This is a genomic window from Rhizorhabdus antheiae, from assembly GCF_049889055.1.
Classification (GTDB): domain Bacteria; phylum Pseudomonadota; class Alphaproteobacteria; order Sphingomonadales; family Sphingomonadaceae; genus Rhizorhabdus.
Genome location: NZ_JBLTWO010000006.1, coordinates 1 through 24,416, shown reverse-complemented (window position 1 = coordinate 24,416; position 24,416 = coordinate 1). Strand labels below are relative to the sequence as shown.

At 67.1% G+C, this 24,416-nt stretch carries 21 protein-coding genes; 10 read left to right on the top strand and 11 right to left on the bottom strand.

Annotation, left to right across the window (positions count from 1 at the left end):
* Window positions 1–25: 25 nt before the first annotated feature.
* Genes ACNI3R_RS12475 through ACNI3R_RS12465 form a run of 3 tightly spaced genes read right to left on the bottom strand, consistent with a single transcriptional unit; the run spans window position 26 to window position 2,497 of the window.
* Window positions 26–982 carry a GDP-L-fucose synthase family protein gene (locus tag ACNI3R_RS12475; RefSeq protein ID WP_426183735.1) on the bottom strand — a complete coding sequence of 319 codons (957 nt, stop codon included), beginning with the start codon at window positions 980–982 and terminating at the stop codon, window positions 26–28.
* Between the two features lie 31 nt (window positions 983–1,013).
* A complete protein-coding gene (gmd, locus tag ACNI3R_RS12470) occupies window positions 1,014–2,087 on the bottom strand; it encodes a GDP-mannose 4,6-dehydratase (protein ID WP_426183733.1) in 1,074 nt (357 codons plus the stop codon).
* Window positions 2,066–2,497: a MarR family EPS-associated transcriptional regulator gene (locus ACNI3R_RS12465; RefSeq protein WP_426183731.1), complete on the bottom strand. Its 432-nt coding sequence runs from the start codon at window positions 2,495–2,497 to the stop codon at window positions 2,066–2,068. Before ACNI3R_RS12465 ends, gmd begins: the two co-directional genes overlap by 22 nt.
* A gap of 240 nt (window positions 2,498–2,737) precedes the next feature.
* Between ACNI3R_RS12465 and ACNI3R_RS12460 the strand changes: the two genes are divergently transcribed.
* From ACNI3R_RS12460 to nusG, 5 genes are read left to right on the top strand one after another with little or no spacing between them, the layout of a single operon-like run.
* Window positions 2,738–3,949 (top strand): glycosyltransferase, encoded by a 1,212-nt coding sequence (locus ACNI3R_RS12460; RefSeq protein ID WP_426183729.1) that lies wholly within the window; start codon window positions 2,738–2,740, stop codon window positions 3,947–3,949.
* Between the two features lie 13 nt (window positions 3,950–3,962).
* A complete protein-coding gene (locus tag ACNI3R_RS12455) occupies window positions 3,963–5,060 on the top strand; it encodes an FAD-dependent oxidoreductase (RefSeq protein ID WP_426183727.1) in 1,098 nt (365 codons plus the stop codon).
* Entirely contained in the window at window positions 5,057–5,833 is a 777-nt protein-coding gene (locus tag ACNI3R_RS12450) for a Rossmann-fold NAD(P)-binding domain-containing protein (RefSeq protein WP_426183725.1), read from the top strand. Before ACNI3R_RS12455 ends, ACNI3R_RS12450 begins: the two co-directional genes overlap by 4 nt.
* Window positions 5,830–6,648, top strand: coding sequence for a sugar phosphate isomerase/epimerase family protein (locus ACNI3R_RS12445; protein ID WP_426183723.1), 819 nt, complete (start codon window positions 5,830–5,832; stop codon window positions 6,646–6,648). Before ACNI3R_RS12450 ends, ACNI3R_RS12445 begins: the two co-directional genes overlap by 4 nt.
* A gap of 59 nt (window positions 6,649–6,707) precedes the next feature.
* Window positions 6,708–7,235: a transcription termination/antitermination protein NusG gene (gene nusG / locus ACNI3R_RS12440; RefSeq protein WP_426183721.1), complete on the top strand. Its 528-nt coding sequence runs from the start codon at window positions 6,708–6,710 to the stop codon at window positions 7,233–7,235.
* Between the two features lie 12 nt (window positions 7,236–7,247).
* On the opposite strand, the gene ACNI3R_RS12435 is transcribed toward nusG, so the two are convergent.
* From ACNI3R_RS12435 to ACNI3R_RS12400, 8 genes are all read right to left on the bottom strand, one after another.
* Window positions 7,248–8,666: an aldehyde dehydrogenase family protein gene (locus ACNI3R_RS12435; protein ID WP_426183719.1), complete on the bottom strand. Its 1,419-nt coding sequence runs from the start codon at window positions 8,664–8,666 to the stop codon at window positions 7,248–7,250.
* Between the two features lie 92 nt (window positions 8,667–8,758).
* Window positions 8,759–9,940: an acyl-CoA dehydrogenase family protein gene (locus tag ACNI3R_RS12430; RefSeq protein WP_426183717.1), complete on the bottom strand. Its 1,182-nt coding sequence runs from the start codon at window positions 9,938–9,940 to the stop codon at window positions 8,759–8,761.
* A complete protein-coding gene (locus tag ACNI3R_RS12425) occupies window positions 9,940–10,989 on the bottom strand; it encodes an acyl-CoA dehydrogenase family protein (RefSeq protein ID WP_426183715.1) in 1,050 nt (349 codons plus the stop codon). Before ACNI3R_RS12425 ends, ACNI3R_RS12430 begins: the two co-directional genes overlap by 1 nt.
* Window positions 10,989–12,281, bottom strand: a complete 1,293-nt coding sequence (locus ACNI3R_RS12420) for a spinster family MFS transporter (RefSeq protein WP_426183713.1) — start codon at window positions 12,279–12,281, stop codon at window positions 10,989–10,991. Before ACNI3R_RS12420 ends, ACNI3R_RS12425 begins: the two co-directional genes overlap by 1 nt.
* The gene (locus ACNI3R_RS12415; protein WP_426183711.1) at window positions 12,281–13,393 is read right to left on the bottom strand and encodes a Rieske 2Fe-2S domain-containing protein; all 1,113 of its coding nucleotides are present in this window, start codon (window positions 13,391–13,393) and stop codon (window positions 12,281–12,283) included. The genes ACNI3R_RS12420 and ACNI3R_RS12415 overlap by 1 nt, the downstream gene beginning before the upstream one ends.
* 10 nt (window positions 13,394–13,403) lie before the next feature.
* Window positions 13,404–14,273 (bottom strand): amidohydrolase family protein, encoded by an 870-nt coding sequence (locus tag ACNI3R_RS12410; protein WP_426183709.1) that lies wholly within the window; start codon window positions 14,271–14,273, stop codon window positions 13,404–13,406.
* Window positions 14,274–14,293: 20 nt separating this feature from the next.
* Complete coding sequence (locus tag ACNI3R_RS12405) at window positions 14,294–15,913, bottom strand: class I adenylate-forming enzyme family protein (RefSeq protein WP_426183707.1); 1,620 nt, start codon at window positions 15,911–15,913, stop codon at window positions 14,294–14,296.
* Window positions 15,914–15,976: 63 nt separating this feature from the next.
* The gene (locus ACNI3R_RS12400) at window positions 15,977–16,678 is read right to left on the bottom strand and encodes a TetR/AcrR family transcriptional regulator (RefSeq protein ID WP_426183705.1); all 702 of its coding nucleotides are present in this window, start codon (window positions 16,676–16,678) and stop codon (window positions 15,977–15,979) included.
* Between the two features lie 218 nt (window positions 16,679–16,896).
* On the opposite strand from ACNI3R_RS12400, the gene ACNI3R_RS12395 reads away from it, so the two are divergent.
* The 5 genes from ACNI3R_RS12395 (at window position 16,897) to ACNI3R_RS12375 (ending at window position 24,369) form a co-directional block, all read left to right on the top strand.
* Complete coding sequence (locus ACNI3R_RS12395; protein ID WP_426183703.1) at window positions 16,897–19,296, top strand: TonB-dependent receptor; 2,400 nt, start codon at window positions 16,897–16,899, stop codon at window positions 19,294–19,296.
* A gap of 87 nt (window positions 19,297–19,383) precedes the next feature.
* On the top strand, window positions 19,384–20,361 hold the full coding sequence (locus ACNI3R_RS12390; RefSeq protein WP_426183701.1) for an AraC family transcriptional regulator: 978 nt from the start codon (window positions 19,384–19,386) through the stop codon (window positions 20,359–20,361).
* A gap of 122 nt (window positions 20,362–20,483) precedes the next feature.
* The gene (locus ACNI3R_RS12385) at window positions 20,484–21,992 is read left to right on the top strand and encodes a flavin-containing monooxygenase (protein ID WP_426183699.1); all 1,509 of its coding nucleotides are present in this window, start codon (window positions 20,484–20,486) and stop codon (window positions 21,990–21,992) included.
* The gene (locus ACNI3R_RS12380; RefSeq protein WP_426183697.1) at window positions 21,992–22,786 is read left to right on the top strand and encodes an SDR family oxidoreductase; all 795 of its coding nucleotides are present in this window, start codon (window positions 21,992–21,994) and stop codon (window positions 22,784–22,786) included. Before ACNI3R_RS12385 ends, ACNI3R_RS12380 begins: the two co-directional genes overlap by 1 nt.
* Window positions 22,783–24,369, top strand: a complete 1,587-nt coding sequence (locus ACNI3R_RS12375) for a phytoene desaturase family protein (RefSeq protein WP_426183695.1) — start codon at window positions 22,783–22,785, stop codon at window positions 24,367–24,369. The genes ACNI3R_RS12380 and ACNI3R_RS12375 overlap by 4 nt, the downstream gene beginning before the upstream one ends.
* Window positions 24,370–24,416: the final 47 nt, after the last annotated feature.

The following is a 24,416-nucleotide window of genomic DNA, read 5'->3' as shown; positions in this document are numbered from 1 at the left end:
GTCAATGTTTCGCCGCCGCCCGGTCTCAGTCCCGCAGGTCCGGGCGGTCGCGTACGAACGCCGCATAGCTCTGCGCCAGCCCCTCGCGCGTGCCGAGCCGCGGGGACCAGCCGAGCGCCTTGATCCGGGAAATGTCGAGCAGTTTGCGCGGCGTGCCGTCGGGGCGGCTGGGGTCGGTCTCGATCCGCCCGCCATAGCCGCCGATCGATGCGATCGTCTCGGCCAGTTCGAGGATCGAGATGTCCTCGCCGCAGCCGACATTGACGTGCAGAGCATCGGAATAATGCGTCATCAGGAAGGTGAGCGCATCGGCGGCGTCGTCGACATGGAGAAATTCGCGGCGCGGCTGGCCGGTGCCCCAGATGGTGACGCTCTCGGCCCCTTGCTCCTTCGCGACATAGATGCGCCGGATCAGCGCGGCGGCGACATGGCTGTGCTCGGGATGGTAGCTGTCGCCCGGCCCGTGGAGATTGGTCGGCATGGCGGAAATGAAGTCGCGGCCATGTTGCAGCCGGATCGCCTCGCACAATTTGAGCCCCGCGATCTTGGCGATCGCATACCATTGATTGGTCGGCTCGAGCGGACTGGTGAGCAGCGCCTCTTCGGGGATCGGCTGCGGCGCGAGGCGCGGATAGATGCAGGAGGATCCGAGGAAGAGCAGCTTTTCGACGTCATGCGCCAGCGCCGCCATGATCACCGCCTGCTGGATCGCCAGATTGTCGGCGATGAAGTCGGCGGGCAGCGAGGAATTGGCGTGGATGCCGCCGACCTTGGCTGCTGCCAGAAACAGCGCGTCGGGGCGGCGGTCCTTGATCCAGTGATCGACCGCGGCCGGGTCGCGCAGGTCGAGCTCGGCGCGGTCGGCGGTCAGGATCTCGCAGTCCTCGGCGGCGAGCCGGCGGACCAGTGCCGAGCCGACCATGCCCTTGTGGCCGGCCACGAAGACGCGCTTTCCGCGCAGTGGGAAGAGAGCGGGCGGCATGGTGCGGGGAGCCTCCATCCTTGTCCTGGCCTCAGGCGTCGTCGCGCAGCCGGCGATAATCGGTCTCGCGCGCGATTACGCGCAGGTCGTCCTCGACCATCTCGCGGACGAGATCGGCGAAGCGCGTCGTCGCGCGCCAGCCCAGCAGCCTTTCCGCCTTGCTCGCGTCGCCGATCAGCAGGTCGACCTCGGTCGGGCGGAAATAGCGCGGATCGATCTCGACCAGCGTCCGGCCGCTTTCGGCGCAGCGGCCCTTTTCCTCCACGCCCTCGCCCTGCCATTCGAGCGTGATGCCGACCGCGGCGAAGGCGAGTTCGGCGAAGGCGCGCACCGTGTGGGTCTCTCCCGTCGCCAGCACGAAGTCGTCGGCCTTGTCCTGCTGGACGATTCGCCACATGCCCTCGACATAGTCGCGCGCATGGCCCCAGTCGCGCTGGGCGTCGAGATTGCCCAGATAAAGGCGGTCCTGCGCGCCCAGCTTGATCGCGGCTGCCGCGCGGGTGATCTTGCGGGTGACGAAGGTCTCGCCGCGGATCGGGCTCTCATGGTTGAACAGGATGCCGTTCGACGCGTGCAGGCCATAGGCTTCGCGATAATTGACCGTGATCCAATAGGCGTAGAGCTTGGCTGCGGCATAGGGCGAGCGCGGATAGAAGGGGGTCGTCTCGGACTGCGGCACCGCCTGGACGAGGCCGTAAAGCTCCGATGTCGAGGCCTGGTAGAAGCGGGTCTTCCCCTCAAGTCCCAGGATGCGCATCGCCTCGAGCAGGCGCAACGTGCCGATGGCGTCGGCATTGGCGGTATATTCGGGCGTCTCGAAGCTGACCTTCACATGCGATTGCGCGGCGAGATTATAGATCTCGTCGGGCTGCACCAGCTGGACGATCCGGATCAGATTGGTCGAGTCCGTCATATCGCCATAATGGAGATTCAGCTTGCGTCCGGACGATTGCGGCTCGTCGATCAGATGGTCGATCCGCGCCGAATTGAAGCTGGAGGACCGGCGCTTGATGCCGTGGACTTCATAGCCCTTCTCGATCAGCAGTTCGGCCAGATAGGCTCCGTCCTGCCCGGTGATGCCGGTTATGAGCGCTCGCTTCGCCATGAGTCCTTCGGTTCTTTAAGGGGTTTGGTGTGGGACTGGTCGGGGCTGCCGTCGCCGGCGGTCGCGAGCTTGTCGCCATAATCGTGTCGCAGGCTTTCGATCTCGGCCTTGATCGCTTCATATTCGGCCATCTTGCGCCGGATGAAGCGCGCGGCGAGCTTGGCGCGGTGCGCGATGCCCTCCGGGGTCAGCACATAGACGTAGCGCAGCTTGTTCTTCGAGGCCTGGAAATTCTCGATCTTCACATGGCCCTTGGCGACGAGCGCACGCAGGCAATAATTGACCCCGCCCAGGCTGACCCCCAGCGCCACCGCGATGTCGCGCTGACTGGCCGACGGATTCTGGTCGAGCAGGCGCAGGATGCGGAAGTGGATATCTTCCTGGCGGGTCGTATCGCTGTCGTTGTTCATCGCTGCTGGGGGGCTGCGGGCAGGCTACCGCACGGCGTGGGAATCAGCCCCGCCGGCACAATCATCAGAACGTCCCGAAGGGAGTGTTCACGCGTGAACGTCTAGCCGCTTTTCGCGCCGCCGCAAGGGTGCGGGTGCCCCGGAAGGCGGCGCCTGTGACAAAGCGCCTTTTCCGTCGGCAGCGAAACGGCCATAGGTGCAGCCGCCGATGCCAGATATATCCAAAGGCCCTCGCCCGCGATGCGCATAGCTTTCCTACCGGAAAGGCCGGACAGCTATGGGCAGAGCCCGATCCCCAGCCCGACCGATCGCCGCCGGCTGGCGACGCTGATTCCGCATTGGGAAGCGCGGGGTGCGACGGCTGCGCCTTATGCGACTGGGCTCGACGCCGACATCTTCTATTTCGTCGCATCGCATATGGGCCTCTCGCTGATCGAAGCGGCAATGCGCTCGCCCTCGCGTGGTCCCGGCATCGCGCTGGGCATCACCGAGGATCTTCTGACCGCCGACTGGGCGGCCTTCGACAATGAGAAGGTCAATGATCTGGAGACGATCGCGGCCTGGCATTTCGGCGGCGGGCGGCGCGGCTTCAAGGCAGTCATGCGGCGCTGGGCCAACCGCCTGGGGCTGCCGATCAGTTTCCGGGCGAGGATGTTGCGCGCGGTGGCGGGCGCCGATGTCGTGATCTGCGCGTCCGAGGCGCAGGCGGCGTCGCTGCGCAGCATCAACCCCTTTGCTGTGGCGATCGCCGAGGCCATACCCGCGTCCGATTTCGAACCTGCCCGATCGGCGGTCGGCGATGCCCTGCTGGCGGAGAAGGCCGCTTCGGGCGCGACCCTGATCCTGTGGGAGGGAACCGCTTACGGGCTCCATCTCCTCGAATTGCTGCGCGATCCGCTGGAACGCCTCCACCGCGATCTGCCTGGGTCGTTCGAGCTGGTCGTCGCAATGCCGCGCGAACGCCCCGCGCCCTTTCACGGGATCACCGACAATGCGGAAATCCTCCGCAGCATCTTCGCCTTCCCGACGCGCTTCGTTCCCTGGACCGCCGACACGATCGGTTCAGTAATCCGGGCCTGTGATATCGGCATCGCGCCGATGGCCGACCGCAACCCCTTCTATGCCGCAAAGGCGCACAACAAGCCGGCGGTCTATATGTCGCTCGGCCTGCCGGTGGTCGTGTCCGATATCCTGTCCTACCGCCAGTTCGTCCACCATGGCGAGGACGGCCTGGTCGCCGCCACCACCGACCAATGGTATGATCATCTGCGTCGTCTGGTCACCGATCGCGATTTCCGCCACCGGGCCGGGCTTGCCGCGCGGGCGACCTTCGAGGCGACCGGCGGGGTAGAGGCGGTCGCCGATCGCTTCTACCAGGCCTTCGAACTTGGCTGCGCCGTTGCGCGGGTGCGCCGGTCGGTCGGTCGGCGCGCGCAGGTCCCGGTGCTATGACGGAGCTCGCCTGATGCCCTATTCGGTCGCGATCGTCGGGGGTGGCTGGTATGGCTGCCACATCGCGCTGTCGCTGCACAATCTCGGCTTCGAGGTCCAGCTCTACGAAAAGAGCGGGCGGCTGCTCAACGATGCCTCGGGCAACAACCAGTTCCGTCTCCACATGGGCTTTCACTATGCCCGGCACCAGCAGACCCGGCAGCAGTCGCGTGACGGCTATTTCCGCTTCCTCGAACGCTATCCCGAGCTGTCGGCGCCGATCGCGCAAAATGTCTATGCGATTCCCCATGGGCAGAGCCTGATCGACTTTCCGACCTACAAGCTGATCATGAGCTCGTCGGGAATGGACTTCGTCGAAAGCGCGCAGCCTGTCCCTGGCCTCGTCGACATAGAGGGCGCGCTGCTGGTGCCGGAGCGGGTGATCCTGCTGTCCGAAGCGCGCGCCCTGTTCTCGCAGCGGCTGGCACCGGTCATGGCGCTCGACACCGCGATCGAGGCGATCGAGGAGCGCGATGACGAGGTCGTCATCAACGGCCGCCGCTTCGATTTCGTCATCGACGCGACCTGGGGGCATCTGACGCGGCCGGCGATCGACTGCATCTATGAGCCGACGATGCTGCTTTATTATGAGGCTGCGGATCGCTTTCCGGCGATCACCCTCGTCGACGGCCCGCTCTGCTCGGTCTACCCGACCGAGGATCCGCATGTGTACACGCTGTCGAGCGTTCCCCACACGCCGCTGGGCCAGGTCCGCGACCCGGCCGCTGCCATCGCTCTGCGCGATGGGGTTACGGGGGAGACGGTACAGGCCAAGCGCGCGGCGATGGAGGCGCAGATCATGCGCAACCTGCCGGGGTTTCGCGACCATTTCCGCTTTCTCGGCATCCAGCTGTCGATCAAGACCAAGCCGACCGGCGCGGCCGACGATCGTAGCTGTTACGTCGAACGGCGCGGGCGTCGCTTCATCGTCATGTCGGGCAAGATCGACACGATCTTCCATGCGACCGAGCGCATATTGGGCGAGATTGCGACCGGGCGGCTGGATACGCACCGGCCTTCCGAAGCGCTGATCCGCAACGACATTCTGATGGCGCCGGGAGAAGGGGCGTGATCGAGGCCGAAAATGCGCTGATCGGGCATAGCGGGCTGGTGGGGTCCACTCTGGCGCGGGCCTCGCATTATGCTGCCTGCTACAATTCGCGGACCATCGACGATATGCGGGGCGGCCGCTTCGGCCATATCGTCTGTGCGGGCGTCTCGGCGGTCAAATGGCTCGCGAACAAGGAGCCCGAAAAGGATCTCGCCGGCATCCGCCGCCTGACCGATGTGCTGGACACGGTCAGGGCCGATCGCTTCACGCTGATCTCGACGGTCGACGTCTTCGCCGATCCTGTGGGCGTGGACGAAAGCACGTCGCCCGCCGGCAATCCGGCGCCTTATGGGCGACATCGCTTCGAACTCGAGCAATGGGTCGCATCGCGTTTCCCGGCCTGCCGGATCGTCCGCCTTCCGGGCCTGTTCGGCACGGGCCTGAAGAAGAACATCCTGTTCGATCTGATCCACGACAACGGCATAGAGGGCATCTCGCTCGACAGCTGTTTCCAATGGTATCCGCTGCGGCGGCTCGCCGATGACCTCGCTCGGATCGAGGCTGAGGGGCGGGATCTCGTCCATATCGCGCCCGAGCCACTGCCGACCCGCGACATCGTGATGCGCCATTTCCCCGAGAAGGCCTATCGGCTGAAGGGGGACGCCCGCGTCCGTTATGACTTCCGCACGCTCCATCCCGATTTGCTCGGTGGCGGCCATGGGCCCTACCAGCTGTCCGCGGCGACGGTGATGGACGAACTGGGACATTTCATCGCGGAGAGCCGGGCCGCATGAAGCTTGCCCTTTCCAACCTCGCCTTTCCGGCGGATATGCCCGATGTGGTCCTGAGCGATCTCGTCGAGGCGGGGCTCGGGGGGCTCGAGGTGGCGCTGACGCGGATCGCGCCCTGGAACGAGCTTACCCACGATCGCATTCTCGAGTTCAGGCAGCGCATCGCAGGTCTCGGCCTGCAGGCGCCCTCGCTCCAGGCGATCTTCTTCGGGGTCGAGGGCGGGAGCCTGTTCGGGACAGACGAGCAGTTCGCCCGACTGGCCGATCGCCTCGCGCGGGTCACCGATTTCGGCGCGCTGCTCGGCTCATCGGTGGCGGTGTTCGGCGCGCCCGGCACCCGACAGACCGGGGGGCTGCCTGAAGCTGAGGCCTGGGCAATGGGGCGCGACCGCCTCGCGCGCCTCGCCGATATCGCGGGCGCCCGTGGCATTCGTCTCGGAATAGAGCCCGTGCCCCGCTTCTACGGCGGCGATTTCCTGCGGCGCTGGCAGGACATCGCCGCAATGGTGCGCGAGATCGGCCATCCCCATCTCGCCCTGCATCTCGACATCGGCTGTGTGTCGCTCGGTGAGGACGATATCGTCGCCGCGATCGAACAGACGCAGGGCCTTCTCTGTCATTACCATATGTCGGAACGGAATCTCGGCGCCTTCGCTGCGCCGGAATTCCCACACCGTGCGGCGGCTCACGCCCTGTCCGCCATCGATTATGATCATTGGATTTCGATCGAGATGGCGTTGCAGGCGGACCGTCCGCTGGATGCCATTCGCGAGGCGGTGGCTTTCGCCGCAGCGACCTATCGACCTGCGCCGGATTGACTCGCGCCGCGCACGGGCACAGTAGCGTTCAACGGTGAACGTAAGATCGGGGGATCGACTTGGACCGTCCGGAAATGTCGCGGCCCTGGTATGTGGCACAGCTCAAGCCCAATGCGGGAGCGATCGCCGAGCGCAATCTGCGGCGGCAGGGGTTCGAGCTTTTCGTGCCGCAAGAACGATGTGCTGTCCGGGGGGCTACTGCATTCCGTACGGTGCGGCGACCGCTTTTTCCCGGTTATGTCTTCGTGCGCGCCGGCGCCGATATGGTGGTTCCATCGGCAGCGTTGCGTGCCGTCAACGGAACGCAGGGGATCGTCCGGCTGGTGTCGTTCGGCGCCAACCCCGCTCCGTTGCCGCCGGGCTTCGTCGAGGCGCTGATCGACCGCTATGACGAAGGCGGGCGGATGGCGCCGCCGCCGCCACTGCGCGAAGGCGACCGGGTGCGGATGGCGTCGGCGCCGTTCGTCGACATGATCGGGTCTATCGAGAAGGTCGGCGCCGAGCGGCGGGTGTGGATATTGCTCGACCTGCTCGGGACCAAGGTGCGTCTCTCGGCGTCGAGCGACGACCTGGCGCTGGTCGGCTGATCGCTTCGCTCGTCACGGTGTGACGACGGCCTTCACCTCGGTGAACTCCTCGAAGGCCTGCACACCCCATTCGCGGCCGTTGCCCGATTGCTTGTAGCCGCCGAACGGCGCGAGCGGGTGCATCGGGGGGTGGTTGATCCGGACCTGCCCGACGCGCAGCCGGCGGGCGATGCGGCGGGCATGGTCGAGGTCCTGGCTGTCGATGAAGCCGGCAAGGCCATAGTCGCTGTCATTGGCGATCGCCACCGCCTCGTCCTCGTCGCGGTAAGGCAGGATCGACAGGACGGGGCCGAATATCTCCTCGCGCGCGATGGTCATGTCGGGGCGGACGTCGGCGAAGACGGTCGGGCGGACATAATAGCCGGCGTCGAAGCCCTCGGGCCGGCCCTCGCCGCCCGCGACCAGCGACGCGCCCTCGGCGATGCCGATATGGATCAGGCGCTGGACCTTGGTCCATTGCGCTTCGGATACGACCGGCCCCATCGCGCCGGGCTGATCCTCGCTGCCGATCGGGATCGCGGTGGCGGTTTCGGCGGCGATCGCCTTGGCCTCCTCCATGCGGTCTGCGGGCACCAGCATCCGCGTCGGCGCGCTGCAGGTCTGGCCACTATTGTTCATCACCGCGCGAACGCCGCGCGCGATGGCCAGCGGGAAATCGGCGTCGGGCAGGACGATGTTGGCGGACTTGCCGCCCAGTTCCTGATGCACGCGCTTGATCGTCGGCGCGGCCGCCTGCGCGACCGCGATCCCGCCGCGCGTCGACCCGGTGAAGGACACCATGTCCACCTCCGGGTGGGCGGACAGCGCGGCGCCGGCGGTCGGACCATCGCCCTGGATCAGGTTGAAGACGCCGGCGGGTACGCCCGCCTCCTCGATGATCTGCGCGATGATCTCGGCGGAATAGGGGGAAATCTCGGACGGCTTCAGCACCATCGTGCAGCCGACCGCCAGCGCGGGGGCAACCTTCGCCGCGATCTGGTTGGCCGGCCAGTTCCACGGGGTGATCAGCCCGCACACGCCGATCGGCTCCCGGCAGAGCGTCAGTCGCCCCTCGTCGCGCTCGAAACGGAAATGCTCGATCTGCTCATAGGCGGTGCGGAAGTGGATAAGGCCGAGCGGGCCGTGGGCGGCCCGGGCGAGGGTGCGCGGTGCGCCCATCTCGGCGCTGATCACCTCGGCGACCTCGTCGAGCCGGCGTTCGTAGATGGCGACGATCGCGCCGAGCAGGTCGCGCCGGTCCTTGCGCGACAGCTCTGCGAAGCCGTCGAAGCCACGTCGTGCGGCGCGAACGGCACGGTCGACATCTTCCGCGCCAGCCGCGCCTATCCGACCGATGCTGCGCTCGGTGCGCGGGTCGAGCACGTCGATCGACCGGCCCGACAGTGCGTCGACCCACTGCCCGTCGATATAGAAGCGGCCCGACATCACCATGTTCCGAAATCCTTTCGATGCTTGCCGCCATGGCACGCGATCGTCGCCCGGCGGTCAATCACCATCTGGATAGGGCAGGGACGGCGGCACCTTCAACGGGCGTCGCCGCGCGGCTCCCTCGGCAGGCCCAGTCCGCGTTCGGCGATGATGTTGCGCTGAATCTGGTTGGTGCCGCCGTAGATGGTGTCGGCGCGGCTCGACAGATAGAGGTTGGTCAGCAGCGGGAAGGCATAGCCCGGCTCGTCCGACACCAGCGCCTCGTCACCGAGAATATCCATCGCGAGTTCGCCCAGCGCCTGGTGCCAATTGGCCCAATAGACCTTCTGCGTCATCGCCTCGCGCGACAGGCTGTGGCCTTCGCCGGCGGACAAGGTGCGCAGCGCGGTGTAGCGCATGATCTTCAGCCCGGCATAAGCGCGGGCGATGCGGTCGCGGATGATCGGGTCGCGACTGCGTCCGGTCGCTTTCGCGGCCTGCACTACCGCCTCGAACTCGGCGACGAAGCTCATCTGCTGACCGAGCGTGCCGACACCGCGCTCGAAGGCGAGCAGCCCCATCGCGACCTGCCAGCCATTGCCAACGCCGCCGACGACATTGTCGCGGTGCGTCCGCGCGCCGTCGAAGAAGGTCTCGTTGAACTCGGCCTCGCCGTTCATCTGGCGGATCGGGCGCAGCGTGATGCCAGGTTGCCGGATCGGCAGCAGCAGGAAGGACAGGCCTTTCGGCCCGCGCGAGCCCTCTTCGGTGCGGGCCAGGACGAAGATCCAGTCGGCATGCTGGGCAAGGCTGGTCCAGATCTTGTGGCCGTCGACGACCCATTCGTCGCCCTCCAGCCGCGCGCGGGTCCGCACATTGCCGAGGTCGGAGCCGGCGCCGGGCTCGGAATAGCCCTGCGCCCAATATTCCTCGCCTTGGGCGATCGGCGGCAGGAAGCGGGCCTTCTGCGCATCCGATCCGAAGTGGATCAGGGTCGGGCCGGCGAGTTCGATTCCGATATGGCTCATGCGGCCGGGAGCGCCCGCGCGGGCATATTCCTCGGCGAAGATCACCTGTTCGGCCAGACTCGCGCCGCGTCCGCCATGCGCCTTGGGCCAGCCGATCACGCTCCAGCCGTCGGCGGCCAGCGCCTTTTCCCAGGCGCGGCGCTCGTCGGCCATCGCGCTGTGGCTCTTCAGGTTGCGCAGCATGGCGAAGGGGCCGTGCATCTGCATGTCCAGCCAGTCGGCGGCTTCGCGCCGAAATGCCTCCTGTTCGGGGGTGAAGCCGAGGCGCATTATTGGTCCTCCTCGTCGAGACCGAGCATCTTAGCGAGCCGCGCGCGGCTTTCGGCCGGCGTGCCGAACAGCGTCGCGGACCCCCGCGCGCGCTTGAAATAGAGATGGGCATCATGTTCCCAGGTGAAGCCCATGCCGCCATGGATCTGGATCATCCCGGCGGCGCAGTCCCCGAAAGTCTCGATCGCGGTGAAATGGGCGATGGCGGCGGCGCTTGCCGCCTCGTCGCTCGCCTCGTCATGCGAGGCCGCGGCATAATGGACTGCCGACCGTGCGGCTTCGACGCCGATCATCATGTCGGCCATGCGGTGCTTGAGCGCCTGGAAGCTGCCGATCGGACGACCGAACTGGATGCGCTGCTGGCTGTAATCGACCGTCATGGCGAGCGCCGCATCGGCGCCGCCCACGCATTCGGCCGCCAGCGCCACGCGGGCTTCGTCGAGCGCGCGGTCGGCCCCGTCCGCGCGCGGCATCGGCTCGGCGGGTGCACCGTCGAACCCTATCCTCGCGAGCGGGCGGCTGAGGTCCATGCTCGTCAACCGCTCGATGCGGAGGCCCCCGGTCGGGACGAGCAGCGCCTGCCTATCCGCCAGCACGATCAGCACGTCGGCGACATGACCGAAGGCCACGAGCGCCTCACCGCTCAGCTTTCCATTCTCGAGCCGGAGTCTTGCGCCGCTCGCAATAGCGGCGATGCTTTCCCCGGACGCTATGACCGACGCATGGCGGGCGACCTGCTCGTCGGAGCCGCAATGGCGCAGCAGGGCTAGTCCCGCGCCGATGCTGGTGAGATAGGGGGAGGGGAACAGCGCCCGCCCCATTTCCAGCGCGACAAGCGACAGTTCGACGAGGCCGAGCCCCGCTCCGCCGAGGTCGGCCGGCAGCGCAAGCGCGCCGAGACCCAGTTCACCGGTTAGCGTCCGCCACTGTGCGCGGTCGAACCCGTCGGCGGATTCGATTGTCGAACGCAGGGACGGGCGGAAATCCGCCATGATCCCGCGCGCGGTCTCGACGATCATTTCCTGTTCCTGAGTCAGGGCAAATTGCATCAAAGGGTTCCGTTGGAAAAGCGGTCGGCAAGGTCGGTTCGCGCACGGTCGACCGCACGGGCGGCGCACCAGACGGCGACCGCCGCCGGCAGGCCGGTGAGGATGCACAAGGTCATCGCCAGGCGGAGGCCGTCGGCATCCCCGGCCCCGATAAGGTCGCTGAGAGCGCCGACCACATAGGGGCCGAAGACCATCGCGATGAAGGTCGTGACGAAGGTGAACAACGCGGTCGAGGTCGCGCGGATCGGCGGCGGCAGCATATTCTGAAGCGCGGTGAGCACGCCCACCGACCAGCCCCCGCCGAGCAGGCCCGACGGGATGGCGACGAGCGTCGCGATCTCGATGCTGGGCGACCAGCTGACACACAAGATCGCGATCGTCGCCGCGAATAGCGACAGGCCGGCGAGGCGCAGCGGCCAGCGCGGATCGCGCTTCACCAGCCGATCGGACAAGGCGCCGAACAGCAGCGCACCGACCAGTCCGGCCGGGCCGAAGGCAAGGCCGAAGCGCGCGCTGGCCTCTGCGGCGGGAATGTCGAAGGCGCGGGAGAACAGCGCGGGCCCCCACATGCCGAAGGCGTATCCGGAGAAACTGCCGAAGGCCATGCCGAGATTGGCGAGGACATAGGCGGGCTGGCTCCACAAGGCACGCAGGACGATCGGCAGGCGCACCGCAGCGGCGGGCGCAAAACTGCGCGCCGGCTCGCGCACGGTCAGTCGCAACAATATGGCCATGACGATCCCGAACAGGCCGAGCGCCACGAAGGCCGCGCGCCAGCCGCCGAGCAGATGCGCAATGGCCGGGCCCCCGGCATAGCCGCCGAGCTGGCCCAGGAAGATGCCGAGCGCCAATATGCCGAAGGCCGATCCGCGCCGCTCGGGGGGGAAGCGATCCGCGAGCAGCGAATAGGCCGGCGCGACGAAGGAGGCTTCGCCGATGCCGACGCCGACCCGCATCAGGGCGAGGGTCCAGCCGTCCTGAGCCAACCCCGACAGCAGGGTGAACAGTGACCAGAAGGCGCAGCCGACGGCGAGGATCGTGACCCGGTGCCGCCGGTCGGCGAGGCGGGCAATCGGGATTGCCGCGACCGTGAAGAGCAACGCGAAGGCCGGCCCCATCAACAGCCCAAGAAAGGCGTCCGACAGGCCGAAGCTCGCCTTGATCGGATCGCCGAGGCTGGCGATCAGATAGCGATCGGCATAGCTGAGCGTATAGACGATGGTGAGCAGCAGCAGCGCATACCAGGCGGTGCCGCTCGCCCGCGCCTGCCCCTCCGTGCGCGGGCTTTCCATCAGGCGCGCTTCTGGCCGGGCTGCTCGTTCTGTTCGGCATAAAACTGTTTATAATAGCGGCGATAGCGGATGATCGGCCCGTCCCCGTCGCAGATGATGGCGTCGTGCAGATAGGCCTGGCGGTCCCAGATCACCTTGTCCTGGTCGAACTGCTTGCAGATGTCGCGGATCAGTGCGCGGGCAAGGCCCGCTCCGGGCCCCTCCGCCTGGCTGCGCGGCTGGGTGAAGGCGAAGCGCGCATGGACGCAGTCGCGGTCCACCGGGGTAATCGCGGCGACGAGCAGCGTCTCGGAGATGCCCTCGAAACGGGTATAGGCCTGGCCGGGGCCGTTCTGGCCGTTGACGATCCGCCCGTCGACCTCGCCCGCCGGGGTGCCCATCTTCGCCGAGACGATGCCCGAGCGGCGATGGCCGTCCCAGTGAATCTCCGCATCGGGGAAGTTGGCGGTGCCGTGGACGAACTGGAAATGGGCGCTGTCGACCCCATTCTCGGCCATCGACTGGAGCGGCGCATAGACGTGCCATTCGTGCCGCTGATAGGGCGTCCAGTCCGGATCGCTCGTCTCGGGATAATGGTCGAGCTCCCATTTCGGGGCCTCGCCGAACGGGTGGTACCAGGTCCAGATGAAGCCATTGGCTTCCTCGACCACCCACTGGTGCGCGCAGGGGCGCTTCACCTGCGGCGGTATGGCGCGCGCATAGGGAATGTCCTTGACGCTGCCGTCGCCATCATAGCGCCACGCGTGGAACGGGCATTCGAGCAGATTGCCGTTCACCCGCCCGCCATAGCCCATATGGGCGCCGAGATGCTTGCAATAGGCGTCGAGCAGGCGGGCCTTGCCGTCCTCGCCGCGCCACAGCGCCAGCTCGCGTCCGAAATAGCGTATGGGCTTGACCTGTCCCGCCGCCAGCTCGTCCGAATAGGCGACCGCGAACCAGCCGAGCGGGAAGGGCAGGTCGATCCCGCGCTCGTCGGCGCTCGCGCGGTTGTGGACCTCGGCGACGCGCCACTGCTGCAGCGCCTCGCCCTTCAGTTCGGAGAGCATCTGCCACACCGCGACGGGGGCGGTGCGCGCGTCGGTCGCGGTGGAGGCGGTCTGGCTGTCGGTCATCGGGCGCTCCTCAATCGAGTTGAAAGACGCGGCGGGCGTTTTCGTGCAGGAATTTGGGCCAGACATGATCCTTGAACGGGACGGCATCCATGTCGGTGAAGATGCGCTCGAGGCTCAGGCCCATCGGGAAATAGCCGGCGTAGAGGATCTTGTCGGCACCGCGCGTATTGGCGAAATCGATGATAGCCTTGGGATAATGCTTCGGCGCGAAGGCGCTCGTCGAATAATAGAGATTGGGATATTTGAGCATCAGCTTGACCGCCAGATCCTCCCAGGGCTCGGCCCCGTGGCGCATGACGAATTTCAGCTCGGGGAAGAAATAGCAGACCTCGTCGACCAGCTCGACATGCTGCGGCGCCATCGGCACGCGCGGCCCCGGCACGCCGACATTGACGAGCACCGGAATGTCGAGCTCGCAGGCGGTGGTGTAGACCGGCCACATCCGCTTGTCGTTGATCGGCACCTGCGGCACGCAGCCGCACGGAAAGACGCTGACCGCCTTGATCCCGACCTCGGCATGGGCGCGGCGGATCGCGCGGATCACGTCGACGCCGCCATTGGGATCGACCGGCATGTCGAAGGCGAAGCGGTCGGCGAAGCGGTCGCGGACGATGTCGTTGAGCGGCGACCCCTCGACATAGCCGATCAGCGCCTTGGCGATGCCGAAGCGGTCCATCTCCGAAACCGTCCAGCCGGGCAGGTCGTCGATCCCGTCGGCATTGGGGATGTTGCGGAACATGTACTGCGCCGGCATCGAGAATTGCGACAGGCTCTCCTTGTCGCGCAGCAGCGGCTTGAAGAAGTTGAACCAGTCGGAGCGGTCCTCCTTCAGGGGCACGCCCAGCATCGTGTCGATGACCGGAATGTCGCGGGGTCGCATGGGGCCTCTCCTGTGTCTGCCTAGGCGTGGGCGGCGCGCAGCGCGCGCTTGTCGACCTTGCCCAGCGCGTTGCGCGGCAGGCCCTCGGCGGTGGTGAATATCTCGGTCGGTATCTTATAGTCGGCGATCCGGCCCGACAGGCTCCGGCGCACCTGCTCCGGATCGACCGTCGCGCCGTCGCGCGCCCGCACGATGGCGACCAGCCGTTCGCCGAGGCGCTCGTGCGGCAGGCCATAAGCGGCGGCCTCGACGATGTCGGGATGGTGCTGCAGCGCCGCCTCGACCTCGGCGCAGTAGATGTTCTCGCCCCCGCACAGGACCATGTCGGTCAGCCGGTCGAGGATGGTGAGATTGCCGAGCTCGTCGAGCGCGCCGACGTCGCCGCTGTGGAACCAGCCATCGACGATCGCGCGTTCGGTCGCCGCCGGGTCGTTCCAATAGCCGGACATGACCATCGGGCCGCGAACGAGGATCTGGCCGGCGCTGCCAACCGGCTGGTCGGTGCCCTCGGCATCGACGATACGAACCTCGGCGAGCGGCAGGACCCGCCCGGCCGCGCGCGGATGGGCGAGATAGTCGGCGCCGGTGTGCATCGCGACCGCCCCGGCGGTCTCGGTCGATCCGAAGCCGGTACCGACGATCGCGCGCGGGAAGGCCTCGACCACCGCATTGAGCAGGTTGATCGGCTGGGCCTGCCCGCCGGTCGACACCGAAACAAGCGAGTCCAGCGCGGCGCCAAGCCGGGCCTTGGTGTGGACCAGGTCCCAGATCATCGCGGGCGAACCCGAAATGCTGTTGATGCCTTCGCGTTCGGTCAGCCGCACGATGGCCTCGGGCTCCCAGCGCGCGGCGACGACGAGGCGGCCGCCCGATGCCAGCGCGGACAGGAAGGTCGCGTGGCAGCCGCTGACATGGAACAGCGGGAAGGCGAGCAGGGTCGTCTGCTGCGGGCGCGGTGCGCTCAGCGCATCCGGGCCGAAATGGCGCAGGGCAATGATCGCGCCCGCCATCTGCGCCAGCAGCAGCCCGGTGAGCGCGGCGCGGTGCGACAGGGTGGCGCCCTTGGACCGGCCGGTGGTGCCCGAGGTGAACAGGATCATCGCCGGTTCGTCCGGGCCGGCGGAGGGGCGCGGCAGCGCCGGGCCGCCCGCGCTGGCGTCGATCTGCGGCACGAGGCAGGGCGTTGCATCCCCCAGCATCGCGTCGCGACGTTCGTCGACCAGGGTGACGAGGGCGCCGACCAGATCGATCGTGGCGAGCATCTCGGATGCGCTGCCCCGGCTGTTGACCAGCGCGGGTATCGCTCCGATCGCGATGATGCCCAGGAAGGCGACCATCCATTCGGGGCCGTTGCGCATGGCGAGGGCGACCCGCTCGCCCGACCCGATGCCGCGATCCGACAGCAGTCGCGCGATGCGGCCCGCTGCGGCTTCAACCTCGCCATAGGTCAGGCGGCGGTCGCCATCGACGATGAACTCCCGATCCCGGAAATGCGCGAGATTGTCGAGCAGCACGCCGAGATTGGCCTCGGCCCGGCGGAAGCCGCGCATCGCATGGCCACCCACCGCCACCTCGATCAGCTCGAAGGGCGCCCCGGCAGATGTCAGCATCTGCACGAGATTGTCTTTCGTCTCAGCCAACATCCTCTCCTTGGCCTTCACAGGCTCGATATTATATAATTAGACTGCAGTCTATAAAAATAATCAGGTCTGAATTTCGGGGATAGGCGGCACGGGTGGCAAGGGTGCGCGATCCGGGAAAGGCGTGCCCGGCGCGATCATCGTCGCCAGCAGTCGGGCGACGACGTCGAGCCGGTTCGCCGCCGGGTGCGCCTCGTCTATCCGCCAGGCGTGGATCACCCCCATATAGGTCTGCGCGATGATCTCCCCGGCGATCGCGCTGTCGAGCTGCGGCGACAGGTCTCCGCCATGGCGGCCGTCATCGAGCAGGGCGGTGAAGGCATCGACGACCCGCTGGACGCGCTGCTGGTTTCCGGGCTGCCCCCAGTTGCGCCACGACATGCTCAGCACCGCGCGCCGCCGCGCCGGCGCGCGCCGCAGATAATGGTCGGTCGCGGCGAACAGGCCTGCGAGCTTCTCGACCGTCGTCAGATGTGTGGCCCTTCGCCATCCCTCCATCGCTACGAAGAAGCCCGCGTCATTCTCGGCCACCAATGCATCGATGATGTCGTTCTTGCTGGGGAAATAGTTGAACAGGGTGGCCCGGGCGACGTCGGCGGCGGTAGCGATCTGGTCCATCGTCGCGTCCTGAACGCCCGACTCGGCCATGCAGCTGATGCTCGCCTCCAATATGGCGGCGCGGGTCCGGGCCTTGTTGCGTTCGCGGCGCGACATGTCCGGCGAACGCCCGTCTTCGTCAAGAGCCGCCGTCGACCTGCGCGCCATTCCGTTCCGCTCCATCGAAGTTCGGGGTCGGCAATAGCATGAATTGGACTATCGTCCATCTTTCTATCGGGTGCGGACTGGTCGCGCCGCCGTCACTAAACCGCAATCGGTGCACAGCCGCCGCATTGGCTGCATAACTTGTGGCGGCCGAATGCTGTTCTCTCCCAGCCAAGGGAATGGGCCCACCGCAGGGCGGGGGCTGGAGAAGGGGACAGACGATGGTCAAGGGATGGAGTCCGGCGTTTCAGGTGATGGGGGCGGTCGCGGCGGTGCTCGCCCTGCCCGTGCAGGCGCAGACGACCGCAGCATCGGGTGAAGAGTCGCAGGCCTCGCGCGCCGACCTGCTCGGTGAGGGCGACATCATCGTCACCGCCCGCAAACGCGAGGAGCGCGCGCAGGATATCCCCATCGCCATGTCGGCGTTCAGCGGCGAATCGCTGGCAGCGCGGGGCCTCGACAAGGTCGATGGCATCGCCACCTTCACGCCCAACCTGACCTTCCAGAACAACCCGAGCTTCGGCGGCGCCAGTTCCTCGGCCGCCATCTATATCCGCGGCATCGGCCAGAAGGAGTTCCTTCCTACGACCGAGCCCGGCGTCGGCGTCTATGTCGACGGCGTCTATGTCGCGCGCTCGGTCGGTGCGCTGCTCGATCTGGTCGATGTCGAGCGGATCGAAGTTCTGCGCGGGCCGCAGGGCACGCTGTTCGGCCGCAACACCATCGGCGGTGCGCTCAGCCTGACAACCGTCAAGCCGCGCGACCGGTTCGAGGCTTCCGCGCAGGCGACGACCGGCCGCTACAGCCGCTTCGACGTCAAGGGCATGATCAACGTACCGCTCGGCGAAACGCTGGCCGCGCGCCTGTCGGTCGGCAGCTTCATCCGCGACGGCTATGTCACCCGCACGTCCGACAACAAGGATCTGGGCAATGTGAACACCCAGACCGGCCGGCTGCAGCTGCGCTGGACGCCGTCGTCGGACTTCGAGGTGAATCTGGCGATCGAGGGGACCGACGACCGCAGCCACGGCCCCGCTCTGACGCTGTCGGGAATCGACTATCGTTCGGCGGTGTTCAACCCGCAGGGCCTGCCGATGCTGCCGCCAGGCAGCCCGGCCACCCCCGGTTCCTACGTCATCAATCCGCCCTTCGACGCGCCGGTCGACAATTTCGCGCTGCTCAACAATTATATCGCGACCTTCCTCGGGGGTCAGAACTGCCTCGGCTTCAATCCCTATAGCCCGCAGGGCAGCGGTGCGGCCTGCTATGGCGATCAATATGTCAGCCGCACGACCGATGCGGGGACCGCGCCGCAATATTCGCGCAACAAGGTGTGGGCGGCGAGCGGCACGATCGAATGGAATCTCGGTGCGGCCAAGCTCAAGTCGATCACCGCCTATCGCCATCTGAAGGGCCGCTTCGCGCGCGACGGGGATCACTCGCCGCTGACGATCACCCATTTCTTCGACAGCCTGACCGACGAGCAGTTCAGCCAGGAGCTCCAGCTGACCGGCGACGCCTTTGCCGACCGGGTCAAATATGCCGTGGGAGCCTATTATTTCGATGAGACCGGCAACAATGTGAACATCCTCGATTTCACACCGGTCAATTTCCAGTCGGGCGGCCGCTTCAAGACACGCAGCTATGCGGCCTTCGGCCAGGCGACGGTCAAGCTGACCGACAGCCTCGATCTGACCGCGGGTCTCCGCTACACCAAGGACGACAAGAGTTTCCTGCCCGACCAGACCATCTTCGTCGACCGCACGCCGGGCGCGCAGCTGATTGCCGGCAGCCCCAACACGCCGCAGACGCGCGTCCTGCCCTTCGTGACGGTGAAGCGGAGCGAGGACGACCTGACCCCGATGGTCAACCTCGCCTGGAAACCGGCCGACCGTCTGATGCTCTACGGCTCCTTCTCGCGCGGCTTCAAGAGCGGCGGCTTCGTGCAGCGCGTCTTCCCGCCGCTCGCCGCCACTCCGCAGTTCGGCGCGGAAAAGGCCTCGGCGTTCGAAGCGGGCTTCAAGTCCGAATTGCTCGATCGCCGGCTGACCCTCAACGGCGCGGTGTTTCTGACCAAATATGACGATCTGCAGGTGCAGGTCTTCACCGGCGTCGCCCCGGTCACGAAGAACGCCGCGCGCGCCGAGATCAAGGGCGCCGAGCTCGAAGCGCGGCTGTCGCCCGGCGGCGGCTTCTTCGTCGAGGCGAGCGCCGGCTATCTCGATCCGGCCTATACCTCGATCGATCCGGCCGCGACCGAGATCACCCGCGCGTCGAAGTTCGAGCGCATCTCCAAATGGACGCTCAGCGCCTCGCTGCTCAAGAGCATCGAACTGCCGGGCGGCGGGGAGATCACGCCGCGCCTCGACTGGTCCTATCGCTCGGGCTTCTTCATGGACGCGCTCAACACGGCGGAGCTCTATCAGGGCGGCTATCATCTGCTGAACGGCTCGGTCGCCTGGGACTTGGCCGACCGCTCGATCAGCTTCGTCGCGGGCGTCACCAACATCACCAATGAACGCTACACGCAGACCGGAATCTACGGCGCGTCCTTCCGCGTGTACGAACAGCTCTTCGCGCGGCCGCGCGAATGGTATCTCACCGCCAAATGGAAGATGTGACGTCGTCATTGCGCGCCGGCGGGATTCGTGAAACCTTGCCGGCGCACGTTGCAGGAGCATACCCGACCATCTGACGAGGATCGAACCATGCTGGGTATCAATCCGCCTTCACTCGCGGCGCATCGCTATTTCCGTTCGATCGACGTCGATGAGACGCGTGAGAAGGTCTCGAAGGTCTATTGCTCGCACCGGCTCGATCCCATCGGGGGCAGCGGCCGTCTCGATGCGTGGCAGAACAGCGTGGCGCTCGACCGGATCAGCGTGGGGATGATGAGCTATGGCGCCGAGGTCGAGATCGATCCCGGCTGCCTCGAGGATTTCTATCTGCTGATGCTGCCGGTCGCCGGCAGCGCCACGATCACGTCGGAGGGCAACAGCTTCCGCGCCGATCGCGCCACGGCGACGCTGCTCAACCCGACCGACCCGGTTCGCATGGTGTGGGACCAGGCCTGCACCAAGGCGATGGTGCGGATCGAACGCGACGCGCTCGAACAGCAGCTGGCGATCCTGCTCGACAAGCCGATCCGCGCGCCGGTGCGCTTCGCGACGACCATGCCGATGGAGGGTACCGTCGCGATCTGGTGGCAATATGTCGCCGCGCTGATGGGCGAACTCGACCGGGCGACCCCGGCGCGCGCGACCACGCGCCAGCTGGAGGCGTTGCTCCTCACCAATTTGCTCGAAACCCAGCCGCATAACTATTCGGAGGCGCTGCAGCGGGGCGGTTGCGCGATCGCGCCGCGTCACGTCCGCCTCGTCGAGCGCTATATCGAGGAGCATGCCGACGAGCCGATCGACATGGCCCGGCTCGTCGCGGTCAGCGGCGTCAGCAGCCGCACCCTGTTCGAGGGTTTCCAGCGCTTCCGCGACATCTCGCCCATGGCCTATCTGCGACTGACCCGGCTGCGGCGCGTCCATGAGGAGCTGACCAGCGCGCCGCTGCCACTGGGTGTCGCCGACGTCGCCAGCCGCTGGGGCTTCTACGAGCTCGGCCGCTTCGCCGGCCAATATCGCTCGCTGTTCGGCGAGACCCCGTCCGAGACGCTGCGCCGCCGCGCCAGCTGAGCTTTTTGCAGGGGTGAGCAGCGCCCCAAGGTTGCCGCACTCAGCGGACAATCTCGGCAGTGCGCGCATAACGGTCCGTCCGCCTCCGGCCTAGCCTGTCTCCCAGGAATATGGGGAGACGCATGGTTCACAACATCGCCATCATCGGGGCGGGCCTCGCGGGGCTGAGCACCGCGAAGACGCTCAGGCAATTCGGTTTCGAGGTCACCGTCTTCGAAAAGGAGGCCGATATTGGCGGCGTCTGGTCGGCGTCGCGTCGCTATCCCGGCCTGACCACGCAGAACCCGCGCGAGACCTATGCCTTTTCGGACTGGCCGATGCCGGCCGACTATCCCGAATGGCCGACCGGCGCCCAGGTCCAGGCCTATCTTGAAACCTATGTCGACCATTTCGGCTTGCGCAACTCGATCCGCCTCGGCCGCGAGGTCACCGCCGCCCGGCCGGTGGGGGACGGCAGCGGCCAATGGACGATCGAGAGCCGGTCGGTCGCCGACGGCAGCGTCGAGACGAAGGCGTTCGACTATCTGATCGTCTGCAACGGCATCTTCTCGATCCCCGCCATTCCGCCCTATCCGGGCAGCGACGCCTTCCGCGCGGCAGGCGGACAGATCCTTCACACCAGCCAGTTCACCGATCCGGATGTCGCACGCGGACGCCACCTGCTCGTCGTCGGCTATGGCAAATCGTCCTGCGACGTGGCGCGCGCCTGCATGGAGGTCGCGGCCTCCACCAGCGTCATCGCGCGCAGCATCATCTGGAAGATCCCGAAGAAGCTCGCCAACAAGCTGAACTTCAAGCATCTCTTCCTCAATCGGCTGGGCGAGGGGCTGTTCCGCTATATCGAGGTCAAGGGCTTCGAGCGTTTCCTGCACGGCCCCGGCAAGCCGATCCGCAACGCGATGATGAACAGCGTGCAGGGCGTCATCGCCCGGCAGCTGCGGCTCAAGGAGATCGGCCTGGAGCCCGACGGCAAGCTGGAGACGATCGCGCGCAGCACCGTCAGCCTCGTCACCGACGGCTTTTACGAAGCGATCGGCGACGGGCGCATCGCCTTCCACCGTGGCGAGATCGCCGAGCTTTCGCCCGGGCAGGCACGCCTGTCCGATGGCCGCACCATTCCTGCCGACGTCATCATCTGCGGCACCGGCTGGCACCAGCGCTGCGACTTCCTCGATCGGGAAGTTCTGTCGAAGGTCACCGATGATCGCGGCAATTTCCGTCTCTACCGGTCGATGCTCCCGCTCGGCGTGCCGGGGCTCGCCTTCAACGGCTATAATTCCTCCTTCTTCAGCCAGCTCAACGCTGAGGTCAGTGCGCTGTGGATCGCGAACATGCTGGTCGGCGGCCTGACCTTGCCGCCCGAGCAGGAGCAGCGCCGCTATATCGACAGCCGGCTCGCCTGGATGGAGCAGCGCACCAACGGCAAGCATTCTAAGGGGACCAACATCATCCCCTTCTCGGTCCACCACATGGACGAATTGCTCGCCGAGATCGACCTGCGGCTGCCGCTGCTGACGCGCATCCGCCAGTGGTTCGTTTCGATCGACGCCGCCGAATATGCGGGTCTGCTGCCGCGCCTGCTGAAGCGCCACGGCCGTAGCCTTTCCACGACCAACACCGGGAGAAACTGATGGGACAGCATGAAGGCCGCGTGGCCATCGTTACCGGGGGCGCCGCGTCGATCGGCGCCGCGATCACCCGCAAACTCCATGCCGAGGGGGCGACCGTGCTGATCGCCGCGCGCAGCGTCGACAAGGGGCGCGCGATCGAGGCCGAACTTGGCGCCCGGGCGCGCTTCGTCGCGACCGACATCACCGACGACGCCGCGCTCGCCGCACTGGTCGACGCCGCCGTCTCGGGCTTCGGCCGGCTCGACATCCTCGTCAACAATGCCTGCAGCTATGGCGACGAAGGTCCGGCGACGTCGCGGGCGACCTGGCTCGAAACGCTCAACGTGTCCGCCGTATCGGCCGCGATCCTGGGCGAGGCTGCGCGCCCGCACCTCGCTGCGGTCGGCGGGACGATCGTCAACATCGGCTCGATCTCCGGCCTGTTCCCGCATGTCGGGCGCTGGGCCTATCCGGTCGCCAAGGCGGCGCTGCGCCACCTGACCAAGGCGCAGGCGCTCGACTATGCGGCCGATGGCATCCGCGTGAACATGGTCACGCTCGGCCATATCTGGTCCGATCCGTTCGATGGCCTGACCGCAGGGGACCGCGCCCATGCCGATGCGGTGTCGGCCGATCTGAACCTGCTCGGGCGCGTCGCCGATGCGGCAGAAGTGGCCGAGGTGGTGAGCTTTGTCTCCTCGTCCGCCGGCAGCTACATGACCGGCAGCGAGACGAGCGTCGACGGCGGTTACGGCATACTTGGCCCCGAACGCCGCATTCCGCTGATGCCGCTGCTGTCGGGCGCGCAGGGATGAGCGACGCCGACGTCGTCATCATCGGCAGCGGAATCAACGCGTTCGTCTGCGGCGCGCTGCTCTCGCTGCGCGGTCAGCGCGTCCTGCTGCTCGAGCGCAACGACGTCGCGGGGGGCTGCATCCGGACCGAGGAGCTGACCCTTCCCGGCTTCCGCCACGATACGCTGTCGACGCTCTATCCGCTGTTCGTGACCTCCCCCCATTATGGCGAACTCGGCCCGGCGCTGGCGCGGCACGGGCTGCGCTTCGTCAACACCGACGCGCCGACCGCGCTGCTGCGGTCGGACGGATCGGCGCTGCTGTTCCGCACCGACCGCGAGGCCAATGTCGCGGCGCTCGACGCGGCGGCACCCGGCGATGGCGCCGCCTATCGCCGGGCGATGCAGGCGGTCGAGGCCGATGCGGGGCTGATCTTCGGCATGCTCGGCGGCGAACTCTGGTCCTGGCCGACGATCAGGCTGCTGCTCGGCGAGGCGCGGCGGCGCGGGCTCAAGGGTCTCGCCGCCTTTTTCGGCAAGGCGCTGCGCTCGACTCGCGGCTGGCTGTCGCAGGACTTCACCTCGCCTGCCGCGCGAGGGCTGTTCGCCCCCTGGGTGCTGCATGTCGGGCTCTCGCCCGAAAGCAGCATGTCGGCGCTGATGAACCGGCTCGTCCTCTTCTCGCTCGAAGCGGTCGGCGCGCCGATGGTCGAGGGCGGCAGCGACCGGATCGTCGCCGCCTTCCGTGCGCTGATCGAGGAGCATGGCGGCGCGATCCGCACCGGTGCGGATGTGCAAGCGATCGAGGTTGCGGCCGGCAAGGCGACCGGCGTGCGGCTGGCCGGCGGCGAGCGCATCGCGGCGCGCCGGGCGGTGGTCGCCTCGGTCACGCCGACGCAACTTTACGAGCGCCTGTTGGCCGATGTCGACGTGCCGCAACCGGTGCGCCAGGAGGCCGCCGCCTTCCAATATGGCCGGGGCGAGATGCAGATCCATCTCGCGCTGTCGTCACCGCCGATATGGCCCGACGCGTCGCTGGCGAAGGTGGCGATGCTCCATGTCACCGACGGGCTCGACGCGGTGTCGCGCGCGGTCAACGAGGCCGAGCGTGGCCTGCTTCCGGCCGAGGCGACCATCGTCGTCGCGCAGCCGACCGCGATCGACCCGAGCCGCGCGCCGGAGGGCAAGGCGATCCTCTGGATCCAGCTGCAGGAGCTGCCGCGCAATGGCGAACTGAAGGGCGACGCGCTGGGCGAAATCGCCGTCCCCGCCGACGGGCGCTGGACCGAGGCGGTGCGCGAGGCCTATGCCGATCGCATCGTCGATCGCCTGTGCGCGCTGAGCCCCGGCCTGCGCGAGCGGATCATCGGCCGCCACGCCATCTCGCCCGCCGATCTCGAGGGGCTGAACTGCAATCTCGTCGGCGGCGATCCCTATGGCGGGCTGTGCTCGATCGACCAGTTCATGCTGTGGCGCCCGCAGGCAGTGCCGAGCCGCCACGACACGCCGGTCAAGGCGCTCTACCAGATCGGCGCCTCGACCCATCCGGGGCCGGGGCTGGGCGGTATGTCGGGTTATATGGCTGCGCGGCGGATCGTGGGGTGATCGGAAGGTGCTGCAAATTTGTAAAAGCGGCCTGTCGGATATCGACC

Coding starts and splice junctions, on each gene's coding strand:
- ACNI3R_RS12420 (WP_426183713.1), bottom strand. CDS start 12,281: ATGGAAAGCCCGCGCACGGAGGGGCAGGCGCGGGCGAGCGGCACCGCC.
- ACNI3R_RS12390 (WP_426183701.1), top strand. CDS start 19,384: ATGCTGGGTATCAATCCGCCTTCACTCGCGGCGCATCGCTATTTCCGT.
- ACNI3R_RS12385 (WP_426183699.1), top strand. CDS start 20,484: ATGGTTCACAACATCGCCATCATCGGGGCGGGCCTCGCGGGGCTGAGC.
- ACNI3R_RS12475 (WP_426183735.1), bottom strand. CDS start 982: ATGCCGCCCGCTCTCTTCCCACTGCGCGGAAAGCGCGTCTTCGTGGCC.
- gmd (WP_426183733.1), bottom strand. CDS start 2,087: ATGGCGAAGCGAGCGCTCATAACCGGCATCACCGGGCAGGACGGAGCC.
- ACNI3R_RS12375 (WP_426183695.1), top strand. CDS start 22,783: ATGAGCGACGCCGACGTCGTCATCATCGGCAGCGGAATCAACGCGTTC.
- ACNI3R_RS12380 (WP_426183697.1), top strand. CDS start 21,992: ATGGGACAGCATGAAGGCCGCGTGGCCATCGTTACCGGGGGCGCCGCG.
- ACNI3R_RS12455 (WP_426183727.1), top strand. CDS start 3,963: ATGCCCTATTCGGTCGCGATCGTCGGGGGTGGCTGGTATGGCTGCCAC.
- ACNI3R_RS12425 (WP_426183715.1), bottom strand. CDS start 10,989: ATGCAATTTGCCCTGACTCAGGAACAGGAAATGATCGTCGAGACCGCG.
- ACNI3R_RS12445 (WP_426183723.1), top strand. CDS start 5,830: ATGAAGCTTGCCCTTTCCAACCTCGCCTTTCCGGCGGATATGCCCGAT.
- ACNI3R_RS12430 (WP_426183717.1), bottom strand. CDS start 9,940: ATGCGCCTCGGCTTCACCCCCGAACAGGAGGCATTTCGGCGCGAAGCC.
- ACNI3R_RS12465 (WP_426183731.1), bottom strand. CDS start 2,497: ATGAACAACGACAGCGATACGACCCGCCAGGAAGATATCCACTTCCGC.
- ACNI3R_RS12410 (WP_426183709.1), bottom strand. CDS start 14,273: ATGCGACCCCGCGACATTCCGGTCATCGACACGATGCTGGGCGTGCCC.
- ACNI3R_RS12400 (WP_426183705.1), bottom strand. CDS start 16,678: ATGGCGCGCAGGTCGACGGCGGCTCTTGACGAAGACGGGCGTTCGCCG.
- ACNI3R_RS12415 (WP_426183711.1), bottom strand. CDS start 13,393: ATGACCGACAGCCAGACCGCCTCCACCGCGACCGACGCGCGCACCGCC.
- ACNI3R_RS12395 (WP_426183703.1), top strand. CDS start 16,897: ATGGTCAAGGGATGGAGTCCGGCGTTTCAGGTGATGGGGGCGGTCGCG.
- ACNI3R_RS12435 (WP_426183719.1), bottom strand. CDS start 8,666: ATGGTGATGTCGGGCCGCTTCTATATCGACGGGCAGTGGGTCGACGCA.
- ACNI3R_RS12460 (WP_426183729.1), top strand. CDS start 2,738: ATGCGCATAGCTTTCCTACCGGAAAGGCCGGACAGCTATGGGCAGAGC.